The sequence below is a fragment of the Parageobacillus sp. VR-IP genome, from assembly GCF_013357975.1.
GTDB lineage: Bacteria > Bacillota > Bacilli > Bacillales > Anoxybacillaceae > Saccharococcus > Saccharococcus caldoxylosilyticus.
This window is the reverse complement of the sequence record NZ_JABVYQ010000013.1, coordinates 1-19946: the sequence shown is the minus strand read 5'-3', so window position 1 is coordinate 19946 and position 19946 is coordinate 1. Positions and strand designations below refer to the sequence as shown.

18 protein-coding genes, 5 tRNA genes and 1 rRNA gene are annotated in these 19946 nt (G+C 44.5%); all 24 read left to right on the top strand.

All coding sequences use genetic code 11. The features are described 5' to 3' along the window. The first annotated feature begins 100 nt into the window (after positions 1-100). The 24 genes from spoIIE (at position 101) to HT574_RS18610 (ending at position 19927) form a co-directional block, all read left to right on the top strand. Positions 101-2578, top strand: a complete 2478-nt coding sequence (spoIIE, locus tag HT574_RS18725; protein WP_175245732.1) for a stage II sporulation protein E — start codon at positions 101-103, stop codon at positions 2576-2578. A 65-nt stretch (positions 2579-2643) separates the two neighbouring features. Continuing rightward, positions 2644-3381, top strand: a complete 738-nt coding sequence (locus HT574_RS18720; protein ID WP_017434488.1) for a VWA domain-containing protein — start codon at positions 2644-2646, stop codon at positions 3379-3381. Beyond that, complete coding sequence (locus HT574_RS18715; RefSeq protein WP_175245731.1) at positions 3347-4327, top strand: protein kinase domain-containing protein; 981 nt, start codon at positions 3347-3349, stop codon at positions 4325-4327. The genes HT574_RS18720 and HT574_RS18715 overlap by 35 nt, the downstream gene beginning before the upstream one ends. A 126-nt stretch (positions 4328-4453) precedes the next feature. Continuing rightward, complete coding sequence (gene tilS / locus HT574_RS18710) at positions 4454-5851, top strand: tRNA lysidine(34) synthetase TilS (RefSeq protein ID WP_017434490.1); 1398 nt, start codon at positions 4454-4456, stop codon at positions 5849-5851. 13 nt (positions 5852-5864) lie between these two features. Beyond that, positions 5865-6410 carry a hypoxanthine phosphoribosyltransferase gene (hpt, locus tag HT574_RS18705; RefSeq protein WP_017434491.1) on the top strand — a complete coding sequence of 182 codons (546 nt, stop codon included), beginning with the start codon at positions 5865-5867 and terminating at the stop codon, positions 6408-6410. Between the two features lie 96 nt (positions 6411-6506). Continuing rightward, positions 6507-8423, top strand: coding sequence for an ATP-dependent zinc metalloprotease FtsH (gene ftsH, locus HT574_RS18700; protein WP_017434492.1), 1917 nt, complete (start codon positions 6507-6509; stop codon positions 8421-8423). Positions 8424-8521: 98 nt separating this feature from the next. Further along, complete coding sequence (locus HT574_RS18695; protein WP_026078399.1) at positions 8522-9298, top strand: type III pantothenate kinase; 777 nt, start codon at positions 8522-8524, stop codon at positions 9296-9298. Positions 9299-9312: 14 nt separating this feature from the next. Next, positions 9313-10203 (top strand): Hsp33 family molecular chaperone HslO, encoded by an 891-nt coding sequence (gene hslO, locus HT574_RS18690; protein ID WP_017434494.1) that lies wholly within the window; start codon positions 9313-9315, stop codon positions 10201-10203. Between the two features lie 94 nt (positions 10204-10297). Then, complete coding sequence (gene cysK, locus HT574_RS18685; RefSeq protein WP_042410391.1) at positions 10298-11224, top strand: cysteine synthase A; 927 nt, start codon at positions 10298-10300, stop codon at positions 11222-11224. 116 nt (positions 11225-11340) lie between these two features. Further along, positions 11341-12762, top strand: a complete 1422-nt coding sequence (trpE, locus tag HT574_RS18680; protein WP_175245730.1) for an anthranilate synthase component I — start codon at positions 11341-11343, stop codon at positions 12760-12762. A gap of 7 nt (positions 12763-12769) precedes the next feature. After that, the gene (gene pabA, locus HT574_RS18675) at positions 12770-13348 is read left to right on the top strand and encodes an aminodeoxychorismate/anthranilate synthase component II (protein ID WP_175245729.1); all 579 of its coding nucleotides are present in this window, start codon (positions 12770-12772) and stop codon (positions 13346-13348) included. A gap of 4 nt (positions 13349-13352) precedes the next feature. Further along, positions 13353-14231: an aminodeoxychorismate lyase gene (pabC, locus tag HT574_RS18670; protein ID WP_175245728.1), complete on the top strand. Its 879-nt coding sequence runs from the start codon at positions 13353-13355 to the stop codon at positions 14229-14231. Beyond that, on the top strand, positions 14228-15082 hold the full coding sequence (gene folP, locus HT574_RS18665) for a dihydropteroate synthase (protein ID WP_017435419.1): 855 nt from the start codon (positions 14228-14230) through the stop codon (positions 15080-15082). Before pabC ends, folP begins: the two co-directional genes overlap by 4 nt. Next, positions 15075-15434 (top strand): dihydroneopterin aldolase, encoded by a 360-nt coding sequence (gene folB / locus HT574_RS18660; RefSeq protein WP_175245747.1) that lies wholly within the window; start codon positions 15075-15077, stop codon positions 15432-15434. The genes folP and folB overlap by 8 nt, the downstream gene beginning before the upstream one ends. Beyond that, the gene (gene folK, locus HT574_RS18655) at positions 15435-15962 is read left to right on the top strand and encodes a 2-amino-4-hydroxy-6-hydroxymethyldihydropteridine diphosphokinase (protein WP_175245727.1); all 528 of its coding nucleotides are present in this window, start codon (positions 15435-15437) and stop codon (positions 15960-15962) included. After that, positions 15914-16135: a helix-turn-helix domain-containing protein gene (locus tag HT574_RS18650; RefSeq protein ID WP_175245726.1), complete on the top strand. Its 222-nt coding sequence runs from the start codon at positions 15914-15916 to the stop codon at positions 16133-16135. Before folK ends, HT574_RS18650 begins: the two co-directional genes overlap by 49 nt. Positions 16136-16150: 15 nt before the next feature. Then, entirely contained in the window at positions 16151-17152 is a 1002-nt protein-coding gene (gene dusB, locus HT574_RS18645) for a tRNA dihydrouridine synthase DusB (protein WP_175245725.1), read from the top strand. An 88-nt stretch (positions 17153-17240) separates the two neighbouring features. Continuing rightward, positions 17241-18725, top strand: coding sequence for a lysine--tRNA ligase (lysS, locus tag HT574_RS18640; protein WP_175245724.1), 1485 nt, complete (start codon positions 17241-17243; stop codon positions 18723-18725). 361 nt (positions 18726-19086) lie between these two features. After that, positions 19087-19203 (top strand): 5S ribosomal RNA (rrf, locus tag HT574_RS18635). 9 nt (positions 19204-19212) lie between these two features. Beyond that, positions 19213-19288, top strand: a tRNA-Val gene (locus HT574_RS18630). 285 nt (positions 19289-19573) lie between these two features. Then, positions 19574-19649, top strand: a tRNA-Lys gene (locus HT574_RS18625). A 4-nt stretch (positions 19650-19653) separates the two neighbouring features. Continuing rightward, a tRNA-Leu gene (locus tag HT574_RS18620) sits at positions 19654-19738 on the top strand. A gap of 22 nt (positions 19739-19760) precedes the next feature. After that, positions 19761-19835, top strand: a tRNA-Gly gene (locus HT574_RS18615). A 6-nt stretch (positions 19836-19841) separates the two neighbouring features. Then, positions 19842-19927: transfer RNA gene (locus HT574_RS18610), tRNA-Leu, on the top strand. Positions 19928-19946: the final 19 nt, after the last annotated feature.

The window sequence follows — 19946 nt, the reverse complement described above, 5'->3', positions numbered from 1 at the left end:
GCGTCGAACGTTTTTTTTTCTTGCTTTTCTTTTTTTGACAAATTTTTGATTATTACAAATATATAATAGGGTCAAGAGAAAAGCAAAGGAGAGGATCGGAATGGAAAGAGTGGAAAGAAGGTTGATGAATCGAATTTCGGAAGTGTCTATTAACGAAACACAAGCAGTGTTGTCGCGCTGGGTTCGCCATGTGAAATTGCGGCTGGGACACTTATTTATTCATAAGGGATTTCTTCTTATTATTATCGGCTTTTTACTTGGGCGAGCTCTTATTCTGTCTAAATTAACTCCGTTTGCTTTACCGTTTTTCGCCGCTGTTTATATGTTGCGCCGCGACAAGGCTGCATTAGCGTTTATTGCATTGCTGGCAGGTTCTCTTACTTTATCGTTTGAAACAACGTTGTTTGTATTTGTCGGAGTGTTTGGTTTTCTCATTATTCATGCATGGATTCGAAAATTTTTTAGTGAGTCGTTAAAATTGGTGCCTTTTGTTGTTTTTTGTCTATCCTTTTCTACAAAATTAGCGATTTCGTATTATTGGTTAGGAAACCAAACGTTATACGAAGCCGTCATGGCATTGGTGGAAGCTGGTTTAGGGCTGGTGTTAACGCTTATTTTTATCCAAAGCATTCCGCTGCTAACGGTGCGTAAATATAAACATGCATTAAGAGCGGAAGAAATTATTTCGTTAATCATTTTACTGGCATCCATGCTAACGGGAATGATCGGCTGGACGGTTTACGGACTTTCGCTCGAGCATGTGATGTCGCGCTATCTTGTGTTGCTATTTGCGTTTGTGGCAGGAGCGACGATTGGTTCTACCGTGGGGGTCGTGACAGGGTTGATTTTAAGTTTAGCGAATGTGGGTAATTTATATGAAATGAGTTTGCTGGCATTTGCCGGACTTTTAGGAGGGCTTCTAAAAGAAGGAAAGAAAGCTGGCGTGTCTTTCGGATTGCTGATTGCCACATTGTTAATTGGACTGTACGGGAACGGCAAAACGGAGATTGTGCCGACGATTATGGAATCATGTTTTGCCGTGATTCTCTTTACTTTGACATCCCGCTCCATAACGGAAAAAATCGCAAAACATATCCCCGGTACAGTGGAATATACGAATGAACAACAGCAATATGTCCGAAAAATCCGTGATGTGACGGCACAGCGAGTTTCTCAATTTTCAAATGTATTTCAGGCGCTGGCCAACAGCTTTTCCACAGGGGGGTTGTCTGCTTCTGACGATTATAGAGAACGGGAGATTGACTACTTTTTGAGCGATATTACTGAAAAAACGTGCCAAACTTGTTTTAAGAAAGAGCAATGCTGGTCGTACAACTTTGATACAACATATGAATATATGAAACAAATTATGCTAGAAGCAGATGCGAAAACGCTGCCACACAATCACCAACTATTGCGGGAATGGGACCGCCACTGCGTCAAAGCGGACAAAGTAGTGGATCTCATTGAAAAAGACGTGATGGTGTATCAGGCGAATCGCAAACTGCGGAGACAAATCAACGAAAGCAGAAAATTGGTCGCCGAACAGCTGTTAGGAGTTTCACAAGTGATGGAGGATTTTGCTAAGGAAATTCAGAAGGAACGCGAAAACCATTATTTGCAGGAAGAACAAATTTTCCATGCTTTGCAGGAATTTGGAATCGAAATCGGCCATGTGGATATTTATAGCCTTGAAAAAGGAAACATTGATATTGAAATGAGCATTCCGTATTGCGAAGGCCACGGTGAATGTGAAAAGTTAATTGCGCCGATGCTGTCGGACATTTTAGGAGAAACAATCGTTGTCAAACGGGAAGAATGCGCTGTATATCCGAACGGCTACTGCCGGGTGGCCTTTGGCTCGACGAAAGCGTTTGTCGTCGAGACAGGCGTCGCGTTTGCGGCAAAAGGCGGCGGACTGGTGTCAGGCGACAGCTATTCCATGATTGAGCTTGGCACAGGAAAGTATGCGATTGCCATCAGCGACGGCATGGGAAATGGAGAGAGGGCCCATAACGAAAGCAACGAGACGCTGCGCCTTTTGCAAAAAATTTTACAAACGGGGATTGATGAATCGATTGCCATTAAGTCGATTAATTCCATCTTATCCTTGCGGACGACCGAAGACATGTATTCGACACTCGACTTGGCGATTATCGACTTGCAAAACGCTGTGACAAAGTTTTTAAAAATTGGTTCCACCCCGAGTTTTGTCAAACGAGGCGATAAAGTCATGAAAATTGAAGCAAGCAATTTGCCAATCGGTATTATTAAGGAAGTAGAATTTGAAATTGTCAGCGAACAATTAAAAGCCGGCGATTTATTGATTATGATGAGCGACGGGGTATTTGAAGGACCGGTGCACGTGGAAAATCAAGACCTATGGATGAAACGGAAAATTAAAGAATTAAAAACGAACGATCCTCAGGAAGTGGCGGATTTAATCATGGAAGAAGTGATTCGTAGCCGAGCGGGAAGGATTGACGATGATATGACGGTAGTCGTCGCGAAAATTAAACATAACACGCCGAAATGGGCCACGATTCCGGCTTATATGTATACAAAAAAAGCGCAATAATAGTATAAAAACCCTATCCTCCGGCGATGATGGTAATACATCAGAGCTGAGGAGGGAAAGAAAAAGTGCGTAAAGGGACGTTACGGCAAATTTTGCTCATTACTGATGGTTGTTCCAATCATGGAGAAAATCCAGTTGCGATGGCTGCACTAGCGAAAGAACAGGGAATTACCGTGAACGTGATCGGTGTGCTTGATCAAGATACGATTGATGAGAGTGGATTGCGCGAAATTGAAGAGATTGCTTTATCCGGTGGCGGGATTAGCCAAGTCGTTTATGCAAAGCAGTTGTCACAGACGGTGCAAATGGTAACGCGAAAAGCGATGACGCAAACACTTCAAGGCGTCGTAAATAAAGAATTGAAGCAAATATTAGGGTCCGATGTGTCGCTTGAAGATTTGCCACCAGAAAAACGCGGCCAAGTGATGGAAGTAGTCGATGAACTTGGCGAGACAGTGAAATTAGAAGTTTTAATATTGATAGATACAAGCGGAAGTATGAAAACAAAACTGCCAACGGTGAAAGAAGCGCTGCTTGATTTATCGCTTAGTCTGAACGCACGGATGGGAGATAATCGCTTTGCTGTATTTGTATTTCCAGGAAAACGGGGGGATGTGGAGAAAATTGTTGATTGGACGCCGCGAATTGAAGAGCTGTCGACGGTATTTCCAAAATTAACATCGGGAGGATTGACGCCAACAGGGCCGGCCTTGCGTGAAGCATTAGCGTATTTCGGCAGAAAAAGATCATTAAGGAGCTGGATTGGCGATGATGAGTCATACTTTGAGGAATCATCTATGTAATCTTCCGCAGGGAACGGTCATTACGGGAAAATGGCATCGCCATTCGTACAAGCTCCTGAAACAGCTTGGCAGCGGGGCAAACGGAGTTGTTTATTTGGCGGAAAGCAGGAAAGGGCTTGTTGCTGTAAAGCTTAGCGATGACCACGCGTCGGTCACATCGGAAGTCAATATATTGCGCTGGTTTTCCAAGGTCCAGGGAGTCGCCCTTGGACCTTCTTTACTAGATGTCGATGATTGGATGAATCCTTTTTTACATAAAACGGTCCCGTTTTATGTGATGGAATATATCAAAGGAGAAAGTTTTCCTGCTTTTATTCGCAAACACGGGAAAGAGTGGGTTATTATTCTTTTGTTGCAGCTTTTATCTGCCCTTGATCAGCTTCATCAGGAAGGATGGGTATTTGGCGATTTAAAACCGGAAAATTTGCTTGTTGCCGGTCCGCCTCCTACGATCCGGCTTCTCGATGTAGGCGGCACGACATTACAAGGGAGGGCGATTAAGGAATTCACGGAGCTTTATGATCGCGGTTACTGGGGATTAGGTTCGCGCAGGGCAGAGCCATCATATGATTTATTTGCAGCAACAATGATCATGATCACCGCTTGCTGCCCGATGAAATTGGAGAGAAAAGGGGATGGACGAAGCCAACTGCTGTCGATCATTCGGAAAGATACAATGTTACGAAAATATGAGGGGGTATTGTTGAAAGCAATCGATGGAAAGTATAAGCGTGCATCTGAGATGAGGCAGGACATTTTAGCAGCTTTTCATCGTTCATCCCGTTCTCGTTATCATCCGCAGCCGGTTCGGCGAATGAAGCCGATGTCGCGCCGGAGTAAAAAGAAAAAGCACCGCAAAGCCAAAGGAGTGGTAGAAACGGTATTGATCGCTGCGGTTCTTTTATGCGTGTACGCCATCTATGTGTATCATCAAGTGCTCCATTAATAAAATTTTTTTATCGCTAGCACGGCTATTTCTTGATAAAATAATGGGCGAGATTTTTGAGAAAATACTGCAATAATGGTACGATGAGAATGAAAGACTACGTTTGTATAAAGAGGTTTTTTCGAAATGATCGCGGAAGTGTACGAGTTTATCGAAAAGCATGCACTGCTTACCCGGAATGCAACAGTGATTGTTGGAGTATCAGGCGGCCCGGATTCGCTGGCGCTATTGCATTTTTTTTGGTCGATGCAAAAGAAATGGAATATCACATTGATCGCTGCCCATGTAGACCATATGTTTCGCGGCAAACAGTCTGAAGAAGATATGCATTTCGTGAAACATTTTTGCGCGACGCGCGGTATTATATGTGAGGCGAAGCAAATCGATGTTCCGGCGTTCCAGCGCCGGTCGAAACTAGGAGCCCAAGAGGCAGCGCGTCAATGCCGCTATCAATTTTTTGCGGAAGTAATGAAAAAATATCAAGCGCAATATTTAGCTTTAGGCCATCATGGTGATGATCAGGTTGAAACGATTTTAATGCGGCTCGTGCGCGGAAGCACGAGCAAAGGCTATGCCGGCATTCCTGCAAAGCGCCCGTTTTGTGGCGGATACATTATCCGTCCGTTTCTGGCGGTAAGCCGTACGGATATTGAAGCGTACTGCCGGCAGCACCAAATCACGCCGCGCCATGACGCTAGCAATGATAAAGAAGATTATACGCGAAATCGATTTCGCCATCACATTATTCCATTGTTAAAAAAAGAAAATCCGCGCCTTCATGAACGGTTTCAACTGTATAGCGAAATGGTAATGGAAGATGAGGAGTTTTTAGAGGAATTAGCGAGGGATGCGCTGAATAAAGTAATGGAAAAACAACGCGATGCGGTGATGTTAAAAATTAAGCCGTTTCTTGCGTTGGCAAAGCCTTTGCAGAGAAGAGGACTTCAGTTGTTGCTTGGCGATCTTTATCAAGGCGTCCCTTCTTCCCTCTCTTCAGTACATATCCATAGTATATTGACGCTTTTGCGTTGCCGCCGTCCTTCGGGGAGGTTAGACTTGCCAAATGGCTTAAAGGTTATTCGCTCTTATGATTGCTGCCTGTTTACTTTTCAGGAAGAAAAAAAAGATGCAGGCTATATATTCGAATTACATATTCCGGCTGTATTGCCCCTCCCAAATCATCATGTAATCGTTAGCGAATTTTGGGAACACTATCCGAATGAGCAGAAAGGAAATGATATGTTTATTATCGATCCAGAGGCAGTTTGCCTCCCGCTGCGGGTACGGACGCGCCGCGCGGGTGACCGGATGACGTTGAAAGGGATGACAGGAACAAAAAAAGTAAAAGAAATTTTCATTGAAGCGAAAATTCCATTGCATGAAAGAGAACGCTGGCCGATTGTCGAGGATGGACAAGGAAATATTATATGGATTCCGAAGCTAAAAAAATCGGCTTTTGAAGCAACCGATGTTACCAAAACACACTATATTGTATTACACTATAAAGAGCAGATGAACAGCTAGGAGGAAAAGAAACATGGGGATGAAAGACGATATTCAAAAAATACTGATTACCGAAGAGCAAATTCAAGAAAAAGTAAAGGAGTTAGGCAAAATTTTGACGGAAGAGTATGATGGGCGGTTTCCGTTGGCGGTCGGCGTACTAAAAGGAGCCATGCCGTTTATGGCTGATTTGCTAAAGCATATTGATACATATTTAGAAATGGATTTTATGGATGTGTCTAGTTACGGGAATGCGACTGTATCGTCCGGTGAAGTGAAAATTTTAAAGGATTTAAATACATCGGTGGAAGGAAGGGACATTTTAATTATTGAGGATATTATCGACAGCGGCTTGACGTTAAGTTATTTAGTCGACCTGTTCCGTTACCGCAAGGCAAACTCGATTAAAATTGTGACGCTGCTAGACAAACCTTCCGGACGAAAAGCGGACATTCAAGCGGATTACGCTGGGTTTATTGTTCCAGATGAATTTGTTGTCGGCTACGGTTTGGATTATTGCGAAAAATACCGCAACCTTCCTTTTATTGGGGTGTTAAAACCGGAAGTGTATAATAAATAAAATTGCTTTTTTCGGCTGCTAGCGAATCGTTTGTATTTATACAAATTTCTATGATAGTATTGAGTATAGTGTGTTTCATATGGGAGGAGGCACGAAATGAATCGGATTTTCCGAAATACAATATTTTATCTATTGATCTTTCTCGTTGTCATCGGCGTGGTCAGCTTCTTTAACGGAAGCAACCAGCGGACAGAACCGATGACATACGATGCGTTTATTACCCATTTGGAAAATGGCGATGTGAAATCATTTTCCATGAAGCCGGAGCGCGGCGTATATGAAATTAAAGGGCAGCTTAAGACATACAATGAAGATCAATACTTTTCTACTTATGTCATGAACAGCGATACGGTGTTAAACCGTATTGATGCGGCGGCGAAGCGGACGCGAGTGGAAGTCCTGCCGGCGGACGAAACGAGCGGATGGGTCACCTTCTTTACCTCGATCATCCCATTTGTCATTATTTTTATCTTGTTTTTCTTCTTGCTGAATCAAGCGCAAGGCGGCGGCAGCCGGGTGATGAACTTCGGAAAAAGCCGGGCAAAGCTATATACGGACGATAAAAGAAAAGTTCGTTTCCGTGATGTTGCTGGTGCGGACGAAGAAAAACAAGAACTCGTGGAAATTGTTGAATTTTTAAAAGATCCGCGCAAGTTCGTCGAGCTTGGTGCCCGTATTCCAAAAGGGGTGCTGCTCGTAGGCCCTCCGGGAACAGGGAAAACGTTGCTTGCGCGTGCGGTTGCTGGAGAAGCAGGCGTGCCGTTCTTCTCCATTAGCGGTTCGGATTTCGTGGAAATGTTTGTTGGTGTCGGTGCATCGCGTGTGCGCGATTTGTTTGAAACGGCGAAGAAAAATGCTCCATGTATCATTTTCATTGATGAAATTGATGCGGTCGGTCGTCAACGCGGTGCAGGACTTGGCGGTGGACACGACGAACGCGAACAAACGCTCAACCAATTGCTTGTTGAGATGGATGGTTTTAGCGGCAATGAAGGAATTATCATTATCGCAGCAACCAACCGTCCAGACATTTTAGACCCAGCGCTGCTGCGCCCTGGACGCTTTGACCGGCAAATTACGGTAGATCGCCCAGACGTCAAAGGCCGTGAAGCAGTATTGCGTGTACATGCTCGCAACAAGCCGCTCGATGAATCGGTTGACTTAAAAACGATTGCGATGCGTACACCAGGTTTTTCCGGCGCGGATTTGGAAAACTTGCTGAACGAGGCGGCTCTGGTGGCAGCGCGGCGGAACAAAAAGAAAATTGATATGAGCGATATTGATGAAGCGACGGACCGCGTCATTGCCGGGCCGGCAAAGAAAAGCCGCGTCATTTCCGAAAAAGAGCGCCGCATTGTTGCGTTCCACGAAGCAGGGCATACCGTCATCGGCATGGTGCTTGCCGATGCGGAAATGGTGCATAAAGTAACGATCGTACCACGCGGTCAGGCGGGCGGTTACGCGGTGATGCTTCCAAAAGAAGACCGCTATTTTATGACAAAACAAGAGTTAATGGATAAAATCACCGGCTTGCTAGGCGGACGGGTAGCAGAAGAAATCGTGTTTAATGAAGTCAGCACAGGCGCGCATAACGACTTCCAGCGCGCAACCAATATTGCCCGCCGCATGGTGACGGAATTCGGAATGAGCGAAAAACTCGGTCCGATGCAGTTTGGCCAACCGAGCGGGCAAGTATTTTTAGGCCGCGATTTGCATAATGAGCAAAATTATAGTGATAAAATTGCTTATGAAATTGATTTAGAAATTCAACGCATTATTAAAGAGTGTTACGAAAAGGCAAAAAGCATTTTAACGCAACATCGCGATAAATTGGATTTAATCGCTACAACACTGTTAGAAGTAGAAACGTTGGATGCCGAACAAATTAAACATTTGTTTGAGCACGGCACATTGCCAAACCGCGATCAAAGTGATGAAGGCAACAACCAAGACAATAAAGACCAAGGCGGTAACAACGACGTCAAAATTAATATTCAAAAGAAAGATGAGTAGAGGTGTCTCTTTTACAGGGACATCTTTTTTTATCCAGAAAAAACAATGTATGATATGATGAAGGAAGTAATAATTTTGTGAAAAGTGGGGATGAGGCAATGATTTTTGTGTTAGATGTTGGCAACACGAATACAGTGCTGGGGGTATATGACGGGGATGAATTAAAACATCATTGGCGCATTGAAACAAGCCGCGGCAAAACCGAAGATGAGTACGGAATGACGATCAAGGCGCTATTGAACCATGTCGGTCTTCAGTTTTCCGACATTGATGGCATTATTATTTCTTCCGTTGTTCCACCAATTATGTTTGCGCTGGAGCGGATGTGTTTAAAATATTTTCATATTAAGCCAATCATTGTCGGGCCAGGAATTAAAACAGGTCTAAATATTAAATATGACAATCCAAGGGAAGTAGGCGCCGATCGGATTGTCAATGCGGTTGCCGGCATCCATTTGTATGGCAGCCCGCTCATTATTGTCGATTTCGGTACGGCGACGACGTATTGTTATATTAACGAACATAAACAATATATGGGGGGCGCGATTGCTCCAGGGATTATGATTTCAACGGAGGCGCTGTTTGCGCGGGCGGCGAAATTGCCGCGTATCGAAATCGCCCGTCCTGACGATATTATTGGAAAAAATACGGTTAGTGCGATGCAGGCGGGAATTTTGTATGGCTATGTAGGGCAAGTAGAAGGCATTGTTTCACGGATGAAGGCAAAAAGCCCTGTTCCGCCAAAAGTGATTGCGACAGGAGGATTAGCGTCCTTAATTGCCAGCGAATCGAATGTCATTGATATTGTGGATCCGTTTTTGACGCTAACGGGATTAAAAATTTTGTATGAGAAAAATGTAGATAAAAAACAATGAAAGGTTGAGTTGGTATGGGAGATTACTTAGTGAAAGCATTGGCTTATGACGGGCAAGTAAGAGCGTACGCGGCCCGCACGACAGAAACGGTTGGCGAAGCACAGCGCCGCCACCAAACGTGGCCAACTGCCTCCGCAGCGCTTGGACGGGCGCTTACCGCGGGAGTGATGATGGGAGCGATGTTAAAAGGCGATGAAACATTAACGATTAAAATTGATGGCGGCGGCCCGATCGGCACCATTCTTGTCGATAGCAATGCCAAAGGAGAGGTACGCGGGTATGTCACTAATCCACATGTGCACTTTGAGCTAAACGAACATGGGAAATTAGACGTGGCGAGAGCCGTAGGAAAAAATGGAATGTTAACGGTCGTGAAAGACTTGGGGCTGCGTGATTTCTTTACTGGACAAGTACCAATTATTTCCGGGGAGCTCGGTGAAGATTTTACGTACTATTTCGCTTCTTCGGAACAAGTTCCGTCTTCCGTTGGGGTTGGCGTACTCGTCAATCCAGATCATACGATATTGGCGGCGGGAGGCTTTATTCTTCAACTAATGCCAGGAACGGAAGAAAAGACGATTGATCAGATTGAAAGGCGCTTACAGACTATTCCGCCTGTCTCGAGAATGGTGGAAAGCGGATTGACACCCGAAGAGATTTTGGAAGAACTGCTTGGGAAGGGAAATGTCAAAGTGTTAGAAACGCTTCCGGTCGCGTTTGTTTGCCGCTGTTCACGGGAACGAATTGCCGATGCGTTGATCAGTTTAGGCGCGCAGGAAATTCAAGATATTATCGACAAAGAAGGATACGCCGAAGCGTCATGCCATTTTTGCAATGAAACGTACCACTTCACCAAAGAGGAGCTTAAGCAGCTGAAGCAGCTTGCAGATGCGAAAAAAGCATAAAAATTTAAAAAGATCAAAATGATTGACAATTAAGCCAATAATTGATACATTGGAAACAAATTCGATAAAATTAATCGGGATTAGAGGTGGAAACATGGCGAGAACAGTAAACTCCATCACGGAATTAATCGGTGATACACCGGCAGTGAAACTAAATCGTATTGTCGATGAAGACAGTGCCGATGTCTATCTAAAACTTGAGTTTATGAACCCAGGAAGCAGCGTCAAGGACCGGATTGCCTTGGCGATGATTGAAGCGGCGGAAAAAGAAGGAAAATTAAAACCAGGCGATACGATTATTGAGCCGACAAGTGGAAACACGGGAATTGGCTTGGCCATGGTTGCCGCCGCAAAAGGTTATAAAGCGATTTTAGTCATGCCAGATACGATGAGTTTAGAGCGCCGCAATTTATTGCGTGCATATGGCGCTGAATTAGTGCTTACGCCGGGAAGCCAAGGGATGCGGGGCGCCATTGAAAAGGCAGAAGAATTAGTCAGAGAACATGGCTATTTTATGCCCCAACAGTTTAAAAATGAGGCTAACCCAGAAATCCACCGCTTAACGACAGGGAAGGAAATTGTTGAACAAATGGGCGACCAATTAGATGCGTTCATTGCCGGCGTCGGTACGGGTGGAACGATTACCGGAGCAGGACAAGTTCTTCGCGAAAAATATCCAAATATTAAAATTTATGCCGTAGAGCCTGCTGATTCACCGGTATTATCGGGTGGAAAACCGGGCCCGCACAAAATTCAAGGAATTGGAGCCGGATTTGTGCCAGACGTTTTAGATACAAACATTTACGATGAAGTCATTACGGTGACAACGGAGGAAGCGTTTGCCGCTGCTCGCCGCGCTGCCCGCGAAGAAGGAATTCTTGGCGGAATTTCTTCTGGTGCTGCCATTCATGCCGCGTTGAAAGTGGCGAAACAACTTGGAAAAGGAAAGAAAGTATTGGCCATTATTCCAAGTAATGGCGAACGCTACTTAAGCACGCCGCTTTACCAATTCGAAGACTAAATCGTCCTATTTCGGCAGGGGGAAAGAAACCCTGTCGAACTTTTTTTATAATGATATGTTGGCCGACTCATTGTACAATAGGTATATAGCGGTAGAAGGCAAGGGGTGATCTTGCTATGGAACAAAAACGAAAAAGGAAGAGGCGGACAGTTTCTTATGCGCACCGAGACTGGTTCTTGCAATATAAGATGATTGCGCATGAACAGCCGTATCATGTTTTATTAGAAAGCGGCCAAGGCGGACGGTATAGCATCATCGGATTCGCCCCCAATGGCATCATTCGCGCGACGGAAAATCAGCTCCATATTGTTTATCATGGGGAAGAAAAACGGTATGAAGGCAACCCGCTATTATTGTTGAAGCAATGGTTTGCCGGTGTCTCTCTTTCCGCCGCAGATGACGACATTCCTTTTCAGGGCGGGGTAATCGGTTATATCAGCTATGATGGTATGCGATATATTGAAAAAATCCCGTCCTATGCCAAAGACGACTTGCAGCTTCCGTATATGTATTTTTTCATTTTTGACGATGTATTTGTATACGACCATCAAAAGCAGCAGCTGCATATGATTGTTCATTACAGGGATGGAGAAGAATTTGAAGCAGAGCGGCGGCTCTCCTTTTATGAGATGTGTTGGCTGCAGGAAAAGAAAGAAGACATTCGTTGGGCATTTCAGGCTAAAAAAGTCGATCCCTCGGTTTCGATGACAAAAGAGGAGTTTGTGCAAGCCGTTTGCCGGGTGCAGCAATATATCGCCCAAGGCGACGTATTTCAAGTAAATTTATCGGTGCGCCAATCAAAGCCGCTGTTGGTACATCCATTTCATATTTACGAGCAGCTTCGCGTCATCAATCCATCTCCGTATATGGCGTATATTCATTTCCCAGAGTTTCAAATTGTTAGCGGTTCGCCTGAATTGCTCGTCAAAAAACGGGGAAATGACATTAGCACAAGACCGATTGCCGGAACGCGTTCACGCGGGAAAACAAAAGAAGAAGACGAGCGGATCGCGCAAAAGTTACTGGCCAACGAAAAGGAAATTGCCGAACATGCCATGCTCGTCGATTTAGAGCGCAATGATTTGGGACGTGTATGTCAATACGGTACGGTGAAAGTGGATGAGTGGATGACGATTGAACGATACTCCCATGTGATGCATATCGTTTCGCATGTATCGGGAAAACTCCAACAAGGAAAAGATGCATTTGATGTTATCCAAGCCATGTTTCCTGGCGGCACCATTACTGGTGCACCAAAAGTGCGAACGATGGAAATTATTGAAGAACTCGAGCCGGTACGGCGGGGATTGTATACCGGTTCGATTGGATGGATCGGATTTAATGGAGATATGGAATTCAACATTGCGATTCGCACGATGATCGCGAAAGACGGCATAGCCCATGTGCAAGCAGGAGCTGGAATTGTCATTGATTCGCATCCGGAACATGAATATGAGGAATGTTTGAAAAAGGCGGCAGCCCTTTGGAAAGCGAAAGAGCTGAGCGAAGCAGAGAAACTATATAAGAGCATGAGGTGAGATAGAAATGATTATCATGATTGATAATTATGATTCCTTTACATATAACTTAGTACAATATTTAGGTGTGCTAGGCGAAGAATTGATCGTGAAACGAAATGACGAGGTGACCATTAAAGAAATAGAGAGGTTAAATCCGGATTTCATTATGATTTCTCCCGGACCTTGCACGCCAAATGAAGCTGGCATCAGCCTCGAAGCGATCGCATATTTCGCTGGGAAAATTCCGATTTTTGGCGTTTGTCTTGGCCATCAAGCGATTGCACAAGCATTTGGCGGAAAAATCGTTCGCGCTGACCGTTTAATGCACGGCAAGACGTCGCAAGTATTCCATGATAGAAAAACGATTTTTAGCGGCATTCCTAGTCCGTTTACCGCTACTCGCTACCATTCCCTTATTGTTGAAAAAGAAACGTTGCCGGATTGCTTCGAGATTTCCGCATGGACAGAAGAAAACGAAATCATGGCGATTCGTCACAAGACACTGCCAGTAGAAGGAGTGCAGTTTCACCCGGAGTCAATTATGACCAGCCACGGAATGCAGTTGTTGAAAAACTTTATAGAAACATATAAAAGGGTTCGATAGTAACATGTACATATATATCAACGGAGACATCGCCCATAAAGATGAAGCGCGCATTTCACCATTTGACCACGGCTTTTTATATGGGCTTGGCGTATTTGAAACGTTTCGCACCTATGACGGTCATCCGTTTTTGCTTGATGACCATTTGGAGCGGCTAAACGGAAGCTTGCGGGAGATGAATATTGTCAAGGTTTTTACGCGCGATGAAGTGAAAGAAATACTTTACCGATTGCTAGAAGTAAACGGGTTAAGAGATGCCTATGTTCGTTTGAATGTTTCTGCAGGCATTGGCGATATTGGCTTGCAAACGGCTGCTTACGGCGAGCCGACGATTATTATGTATATGAAGCCATTGTCTGCGCCATCCTTTACAAAAGGAAAAGTAGGAATCATTTTAAAAGCAAGACGAAATACCCCGGAGGGAACCGAACGGTTAAAATCGCATCATTATCTCAACAATATTATAGGAAAACGGGAATTGGGCAGCCGCACAGATGCAGAAGGCATTTTTCTGAATGAACAAGGGTATGTTGCCGAGGGAATCGTTTCGAACATTTTTTGGGTAAAAAACGAAACCGTATATACTCCGGCAATTCGTACAGGCATTTTAAATGGTGTAACAAGACAGTTTGTGCTTGCGATGCTGAGGACGCTAAACATCGCTTATAAGGAAGGGTTTTACCCACTAACGCATCTAAAGCAAGCCGATGAAATCTTTGTGACGAATTCGATTCAGGAAATCGTTCCGATTTATCAAGTCGAGGGCCGCGCCTATGCAGGCGCCGATGGGACCATTACATCATTATTGCAGAAACATTATAGACGCTTTACGCCCTTTTTATGGACAAGACATGAATTGACAGAAAGGATTGGGGATCAATGAGCATAGCGAATGCAGCTCCTTTTGTACTGCGTTGCGGGGATTATGAGTTAGATTTACGTAAAAAAACAATGGTCATGGGAATTGTCAACGTCACACCTGATTCTTTTTCTGACGGCGGACGGTTTTATGATGTCGACCGCGCCGTCGAGCATGCCAAGCGGCTCGTGGCAGACGGAGCTGATATCATTGATATCGGCGGCGAGTCGACTCGTCCGGGAGCGGAAAAAGTATCGTTAGAAGAGGAGTTGCGCCGCGTCATTCCAGTCGTAAAGGCCGTTGCGAAAGAGGTGAAAGTTCCGATTTCCGTTGATACGTATAAAGCGGAAGTCGCCAAACAGGCCATTGAAGCGGGGGCCCATATCATTAACGATGTATGGGGAGCCAAAGCGGATGCAAAAATGGCGGAAGTCGCCGCTTCCTATGATGTTCCAATTATTTTAATGCACAACCGCCATCATTTAGAGTATCAGGATTTAATTTCCGATATGATCGCAGATTTGATGGAAAGCGTTGCGATCGTAAAACGTGCGGGGGTGAAAGACGAAAACATTATTTTAGATCCAGGTATCGGATTTGCGAAAACATTTGAGCATAACCTAGAAATCATGCGCCGTTTAGACGAATTTACCCAGCTCGGATACCCACTGCTGCTTGGAACGTCCCGCAAGCGGTTTATTGGTCGTGTGTTGGACTTGCCAGTTGATGAGCGGGTCGAAGGAACAGGGGCAACGGTATGCCTGGGGATTGTGAAGGGCGCTCATATCGTGCGCGTGCATGATGTATTGCCGATTGCGCGAATGGCGAAAATGATGGATGCGATGTTAGGAAAAGGAGTGGAGGGCGATCGATAAAATTTATCTTCAGCGAATGGAGTTTTATGGGTATCATGGTGTTCTTCCGGAAGAAAATGCGCTTGGGCAACGCTTTGTTGTCGATGTCACCTTGGAAACGAATTTACAGAAGGCTGGAAAGAGCGATCGGTTAGAAGATACGATTAATTATGCGGAAGTATACAATATGTGCCGCCAAATTGTTGAGAAAAGAAAGTACGCACTGATTGAAGCAGTAGCAGAGGCGATCGCTGGGCAAATTTTATCTTCTTTTCCAACTGTTATTCGCTGTACCGTTAAAGTCACCAAACCAAATCCGCCTATTCCAGGCCATTATGAATCCGTAGCGGTAGAAATCGTAAGGGGTCGTTAGATGGAAAATTATGCGTATATTGCGTTAGGATCTAATATCGGGAACCGACTATATTATTTGCGAGAAGCAGTCAAAGCATTGGACAACCATGAGCAAATTTCTGTCACTGCTACCTCGTCTATTTACGAGACAGAACCAGTCGGTTACATCAACCAAGATAAGTTTTTAAATATGGTTGTCAAAATTACTACTGCCCTTTCTCCTTTTGCATTGCTTGAGGTGACGCAAAAAATCGAACAAAAATTTGGAAGAAAGAGGGAAATACGCTGGGGACCAAGAACGTTAGACCTTGACATTTTACTATATAATCATGAAAATATTGAAACAGAGCAGCTTATCATTCCACACCCGCGTATGACGGAACGGGCGTTTGTGATGATTCCATTATTAGAAATAAATCATGATATTCATATCCCAAATGTTTCCCAATGCCTGGAAGACTTCATAGATCGACTACCTGACAGAGAAGGAGTTCGTATATGGAAGCAGAAAAATGGGGAAGACGTATTCGCGCTTTTCGGAAGCTAAAAGGATATACACAAGAAAGGTTGGCAAAAGAACTGGGGATTTCCATATCGATACTGGGAGAAATTGAACGAGGAAATCGCTTTCCGTCGGAGCAATTAATCCAACAAATTGCCGAACAGTTAAATATATCTGTAGAGGAGCTGGCTCCGCCGCAGTTAGAGTCGAGAGAATAGAAAGGAGGTAAACCGATGTTTAAAATCGGCGATGTAGAAATTAAAAACCGTGTCGTTCTTGCTCCAATGGCTGGAGTGTGCAATTCCGCATTTCGCCTTACGGTGAAAGAATTTGGGGCAGGGCTTGTTTGTGCGGAAATGGTAAGCGATAAAGGAATTGTCTATCATAATGAAAAGACGCTAGAAATGTTATATATTGACGAGCGGGAAAAGCCGTTAAGCCTGCAAATTTTTGGCGGGGAAAAAGAAACGCTTGTCAAAGCGGCCAAATTTGTTGACAAAAACACGAATGCCGATATCATTGACATTAATATGGGATGCCCTGTTCCAAAAATTACGAAATGTGATGCGGGGGCGAAATGGCTTTTAGATCCAAATAAAATTTATGATGTGGTTGCTGCCATTGTAGATGCGGTGGAAAAACCGGTAACGGTAAAAATGCGGATCGGCTGGGATGAAAATCATATTTATGCGGTAGAGAATGCCCAAGCCGTTGAACGGGCCGGCGGTAAAGCAGTCGCAGTCCATGGACGAACAAGAGTGCAGATGTACGAAGGAAAAGCAGATTGGAATATCATTAAACAAGTAAAAGAGGCAGTCAACATCCCTGTGATCGGAAATGGCGACGTAAAAACCCCACAAGATGCAAAACGAATGTTGGAAGAGACAGGGGTTGACGGAGTAATGATTGGACGTGCGGCTCTCGGAAATCCATGGGTCATCTACCGTACAGTCCATTATTTAGAAACAGGAGAGCTAATTCCAGAACCAACGGTTAGAGAAAAGGTGGATGTATGCCTTTTGCATTTAGACCGTTTAATTGCATTAAAAGGAGAATATATTGCTGTCAAGGAAATGCGCAAACATGCGGCATGGTATTTAAAAGGGGTGCGCGGAGCGGCAAAAATTCGCAACGCGATTAATGAATGCGAAACTCGTGAACAGCTCGCTACTCTATTGCTCAATTTCGTCGAAGAAGTGGAAAACAGACCGAAAACAGATGCACAGGCTGTATAAGAAACGAATGAAACGATTGCAGTGACGACTGCCAGCCTTCGCTGGCAGTATTTTTCATAAAAAACTTGTTAAATGGAGTGAATGGTGTATGAGTCACGAAGAATTAAATGATCAATTACTCGTCCGTAGGGAAAAATTAAAAAAATTGCAGGAAATGGGAGTAGATCCGTTCGGAAAACGGTTTGAACGCACACATAAAGCGCAAGAGCTGTTTGATTTATATGGCGATTTGTCGAAGGAAGAACTTGAGGAGCGGCAAATACAAGTGGCCGTCGCGGGACGGATTATGACAAAACGCGGCAAAGGAAAAGCGGGGTTTGCCCATATCCAAGATGTGACGGGGCAAATTCAAATTTACGTTCGCCAAGATGAGGTCGGCGAAGACCAATACGAGCTTTTTAAAATTTCCGATTTAGGCGATATTATCGGCGTTCGTGGAACAGTATTCAAAACAAAAGTAGGGGAGCTTTCGATTAAAGTATCATCCTACGAATTTTTAACGAAATCGCTGCGTCCGCTTCCAGAGAAATATCATGGCTTAAAAGATATTGAACAGCGCTATCGTCAGCGGTATTTAGACTTAATTATGAATCCAGAAAGCAAAAATACATTTATTACCCGCAGTTTAATTATTCAATCAATGCGGCGCTATTTGGATAACCATGGTTATTTGGAAGTAGAAACGCCGATGATGCATACTGTTGCTGGGGGAGCGGCAGCGCGCCCGTTTATCACCCATCACAATGCACTAGATATGACGTTGTATATGCGAATTGCAATTGAGCTTCATTTGAAACGTTTAATTGTCGGTGGCTTGGAAAAAGTGTATGAAATCGGACGCGTGTTCCGCAATGAAGGCATTTCGACAAGGCATAATCCAGAATTTACGATGCTGGAACTATACGAAGCATATGCTGATTTCCGCGATATTATGAAGTTGACAGAAAATCTGATCGCCCATATCGCGCAGGAAGTATTAGGAACGACCAAAATTCAATATGGCGAGCATGTAGTGGATTTAACGCCAGAATGGAAACGGCTTCACATGGTCGATGCGATTAAAGAATACGTAGGGGTTGACTTTTGGAAACAAATGAGCGATGAGGAAGCGCGGGAATTAGCAAAAGAACACGGTGTAGAAATAGCGTCGCACATGACGTTTGGGCATATTGTCAATGAATTTTTCGAGCAAAAAGTAGAGGACAAGCTCATTCAGCCAACATTTGTTTACGGCCACCCGGTAGAAATCTCGCCGTTAGCGAAGAAAAATCCAGATGACCCACGCTTTACCGATCGTTTTGAGTTGTTTATCGTCGGCCGTGAACACGCAAATGCCTTTACCGAATTAAACGATCCAATCGATCAGCGCCAACGCTTTGAAGCGCAACTAAAAGAACGTGAACAAGGAAATGACGAAGCGCATGAGATGGATGAGGACTTCCTCGAAGCTCTTGAATACGGAATGCCGCCAACAGGCGGTTTAGGGATTGGTGTGGATCGTCTTGTCATGTTGTTAACCAATTCCCAGTCTATCCGCGATGTATTGTTATTCCCGCAAATGCGTCATAAATAGGATGTTCCTTTCCTCTATGGGCGTTTTGCCCATAGGGGAAATGTTTTAAAAAATAAATAGTTGACTTTTAAATATAAATTATATAAAATAATAAATGTTGTTTTCGAAAAAAGAAAGAGGAATCAAGAGTTGACAATAAGATTTTTAGATGATATATTATGAAAGCTGCTTTGAAAGACGGATGACGGTGTATTAAAGGCGAATACAATACATAAGAAACACCTAAAGAAAAAGCTGTCAAATTAGGAGAAGATTTTGCTTTTATGAACAGCAAGAAGCGAATTTTAGCGAAATTTGATGCAATAAAATAGTTCTTGACAATGTTATCGGTTGAACTATAATAGAATTTGTCTATCACTTGCCTAGCGGCTATAGCGGAGAGGAAACACCCGTTCCCATCCCGAACACGGAAGTTAAGCTCTCCAGCGCCGATGGTAGTTGGGGCCAGCGCCCCTGCGAGAGTAGGTCGTCGCTAGGCAGTTGTTGTGGAGGATTAGCTCAGCTGGGAGAGCACTTGCCTTACAAGCAAGGGGTCGGCGGTTCGATCCCGTCATCCTCCACCATTTTCAATAAATAAAAAACATTAGCTTGGTGGGAAGCGGCGAGCTAAACATCCATAAATGCGCTACGAGTTGTCCCGACGCATCTAGCATCATTGAATCGGCTAGAAGAGGAAGGGACATCGGAATACTGAGTGTCCTGATTGCATATGAGCCATTAGCTCAGTAGGGGAGCAACAAGCGTAAGCTTCCATGAATTTGCCGCGAGTTGCCTCGACGCATTTGACATCTTCGAATTCGCTAGTAGAGGAAGAGGCAACGAAAAAACAATGAGTGTCTTCACCACGTGAGCCATTAGCTCAGTAGGTAGAGCATCTGACTTTTAATCAGAGGGTCGGAGGTTCGAGTCCTCCATGGCTCACCATCTTGCGGGTGTGGCGGAATTGGCAGACGCGCTAGATTCAGGGTCTAGTGCCCTTTACGGGCGTGGGGGTTCGAGTCCCTTCACCCGCATTCTTTCTTGATAATATTAATTGCGGAAGTAGTTCAGTGGTAGAACACCACCTTGCCAAGGTGGGGGTCGCGGGTTCGAGTCCCGTCTTCCGCTCCATCATTCGCCGGGGTGGCGGAATTGGCAGACGCACAGGACTTAAAATCCTGGGGTAGGTAACTACCGTGCCGGTTCGAGTCCGGCCCTCGGCACGTGCGCTCGTAGCTCAAT

What these genes read in the sequence shown, in the direction of transcription:
- spoIIE (WP_175245732.1), top strand. Translation starts at nt 101, where the DNA reads ATGGAAAGAGTGGAAAGAAGGTTGATGAATCGAATTTCGGAAGTGTCT.
- HT574_RS18715 (WP_175245731.1), top strand. Translation starts at nt 3,347, where the DNA reads ATGATGAGTCATACTTTGAGGAATCATCTATGTAATCTTCCGCAGGGA.
- tilS (WP_017434490.1), top strand. Translation starts at nt 4,454, where the DNA reads ATGATCGCGGAAGTGTACGAGTTTATCGAAAAGCATGCACTGCTTACC.
- hpt (WP_017434491.1), top strand. Translation starts at nt 5,865, where the DNA reads ATGGGGATGAAAGACGATATTCAAAAAATACTGATTACCGAAGAGCAA.
- ftsH (WP_017434492.1), top strand. Translation starts at nt 6,507, where the DNA reads ATGAATCGGATTTTCCGAAATACAATATTTTATCTATTGATCTTTCTC.
- HT574_RS18695 (WP_026078399.1), top strand. Translation starts at nt 8,522, where the DNA reads ATGATTTTTGTGTTAGATGTTGGCAACACGAATACAGTGCTGGGGGTA.
- hslO (WP_017434494.1), top strand. Translation starts at nt 9,313, where the DNA reads ATGGGAGATTACTTAGTGAAAGCATTGGCTTATGACGGGCAAGTAAGA.
- cysK (WP_042410391.1), top strand. Translation starts at nt 10,298, where the DNA reads ATGGCGAGAACAGTAAACTCCATCACGGAATTAATCGGTGATACACCG.
- trpE (WP_175245730.1), top strand. Translation starts at nt 11,341, where the DNA reads ATGGAACAAAAACGAAAAAGGAAGAGGCGGACAGTTTCTTATGCGCAC.
- pabA (WP_175245729.1), top strand. Translation starts at nt 12,770, where the DNA reads ATGATTATCATGATTGATAATTATGATTCCTTTACATATAACTTAGTA.
- pabC (WP_175245728.1), top strand. Translation starts at nt 13,353, where the DNA reads ATGTACATATATATCAACGGAGACATCGCCCATAAAGATGAAGCGCGC.
- folP (WP_017435419.1), top strand. Translation starts at nt 14,228, where the DNA reads ATGAGCATAGCGAATGCAGCTCCTTTTGTACTGCGTTGCGGGGATTAT.
- folK (WP_175245727.1), top strand. Translation starts at nt 15,435, where the DNA reads ATGGAAAATTATGCGTATATTGCGTTAGGATCTAATATCGGGAACCGA.
- HT574_RS18650 (WP_175245726.1), top strand. Translation starts at nt 15,914, where the DNA reads ATGGAAGCAGAAAAATGGGGAAGACGTATTCGCGCTTTTCGGAAGCTA.
- dusB (WP_175245725.1), top strand. Translation starts at nt 16,151, where the DNA reads ATGTTTAAAATCGGCGATGTAGAAATTAAAAACCGTGTCGTTCTTGCT.
- lysS (WP_175245724.1), top strand. Translation starts at nt 17,241, where the DNA reads ATGAGTCACGAAGAATTAAATGATCAATTACTCGTCCGTAGGGAAAAA.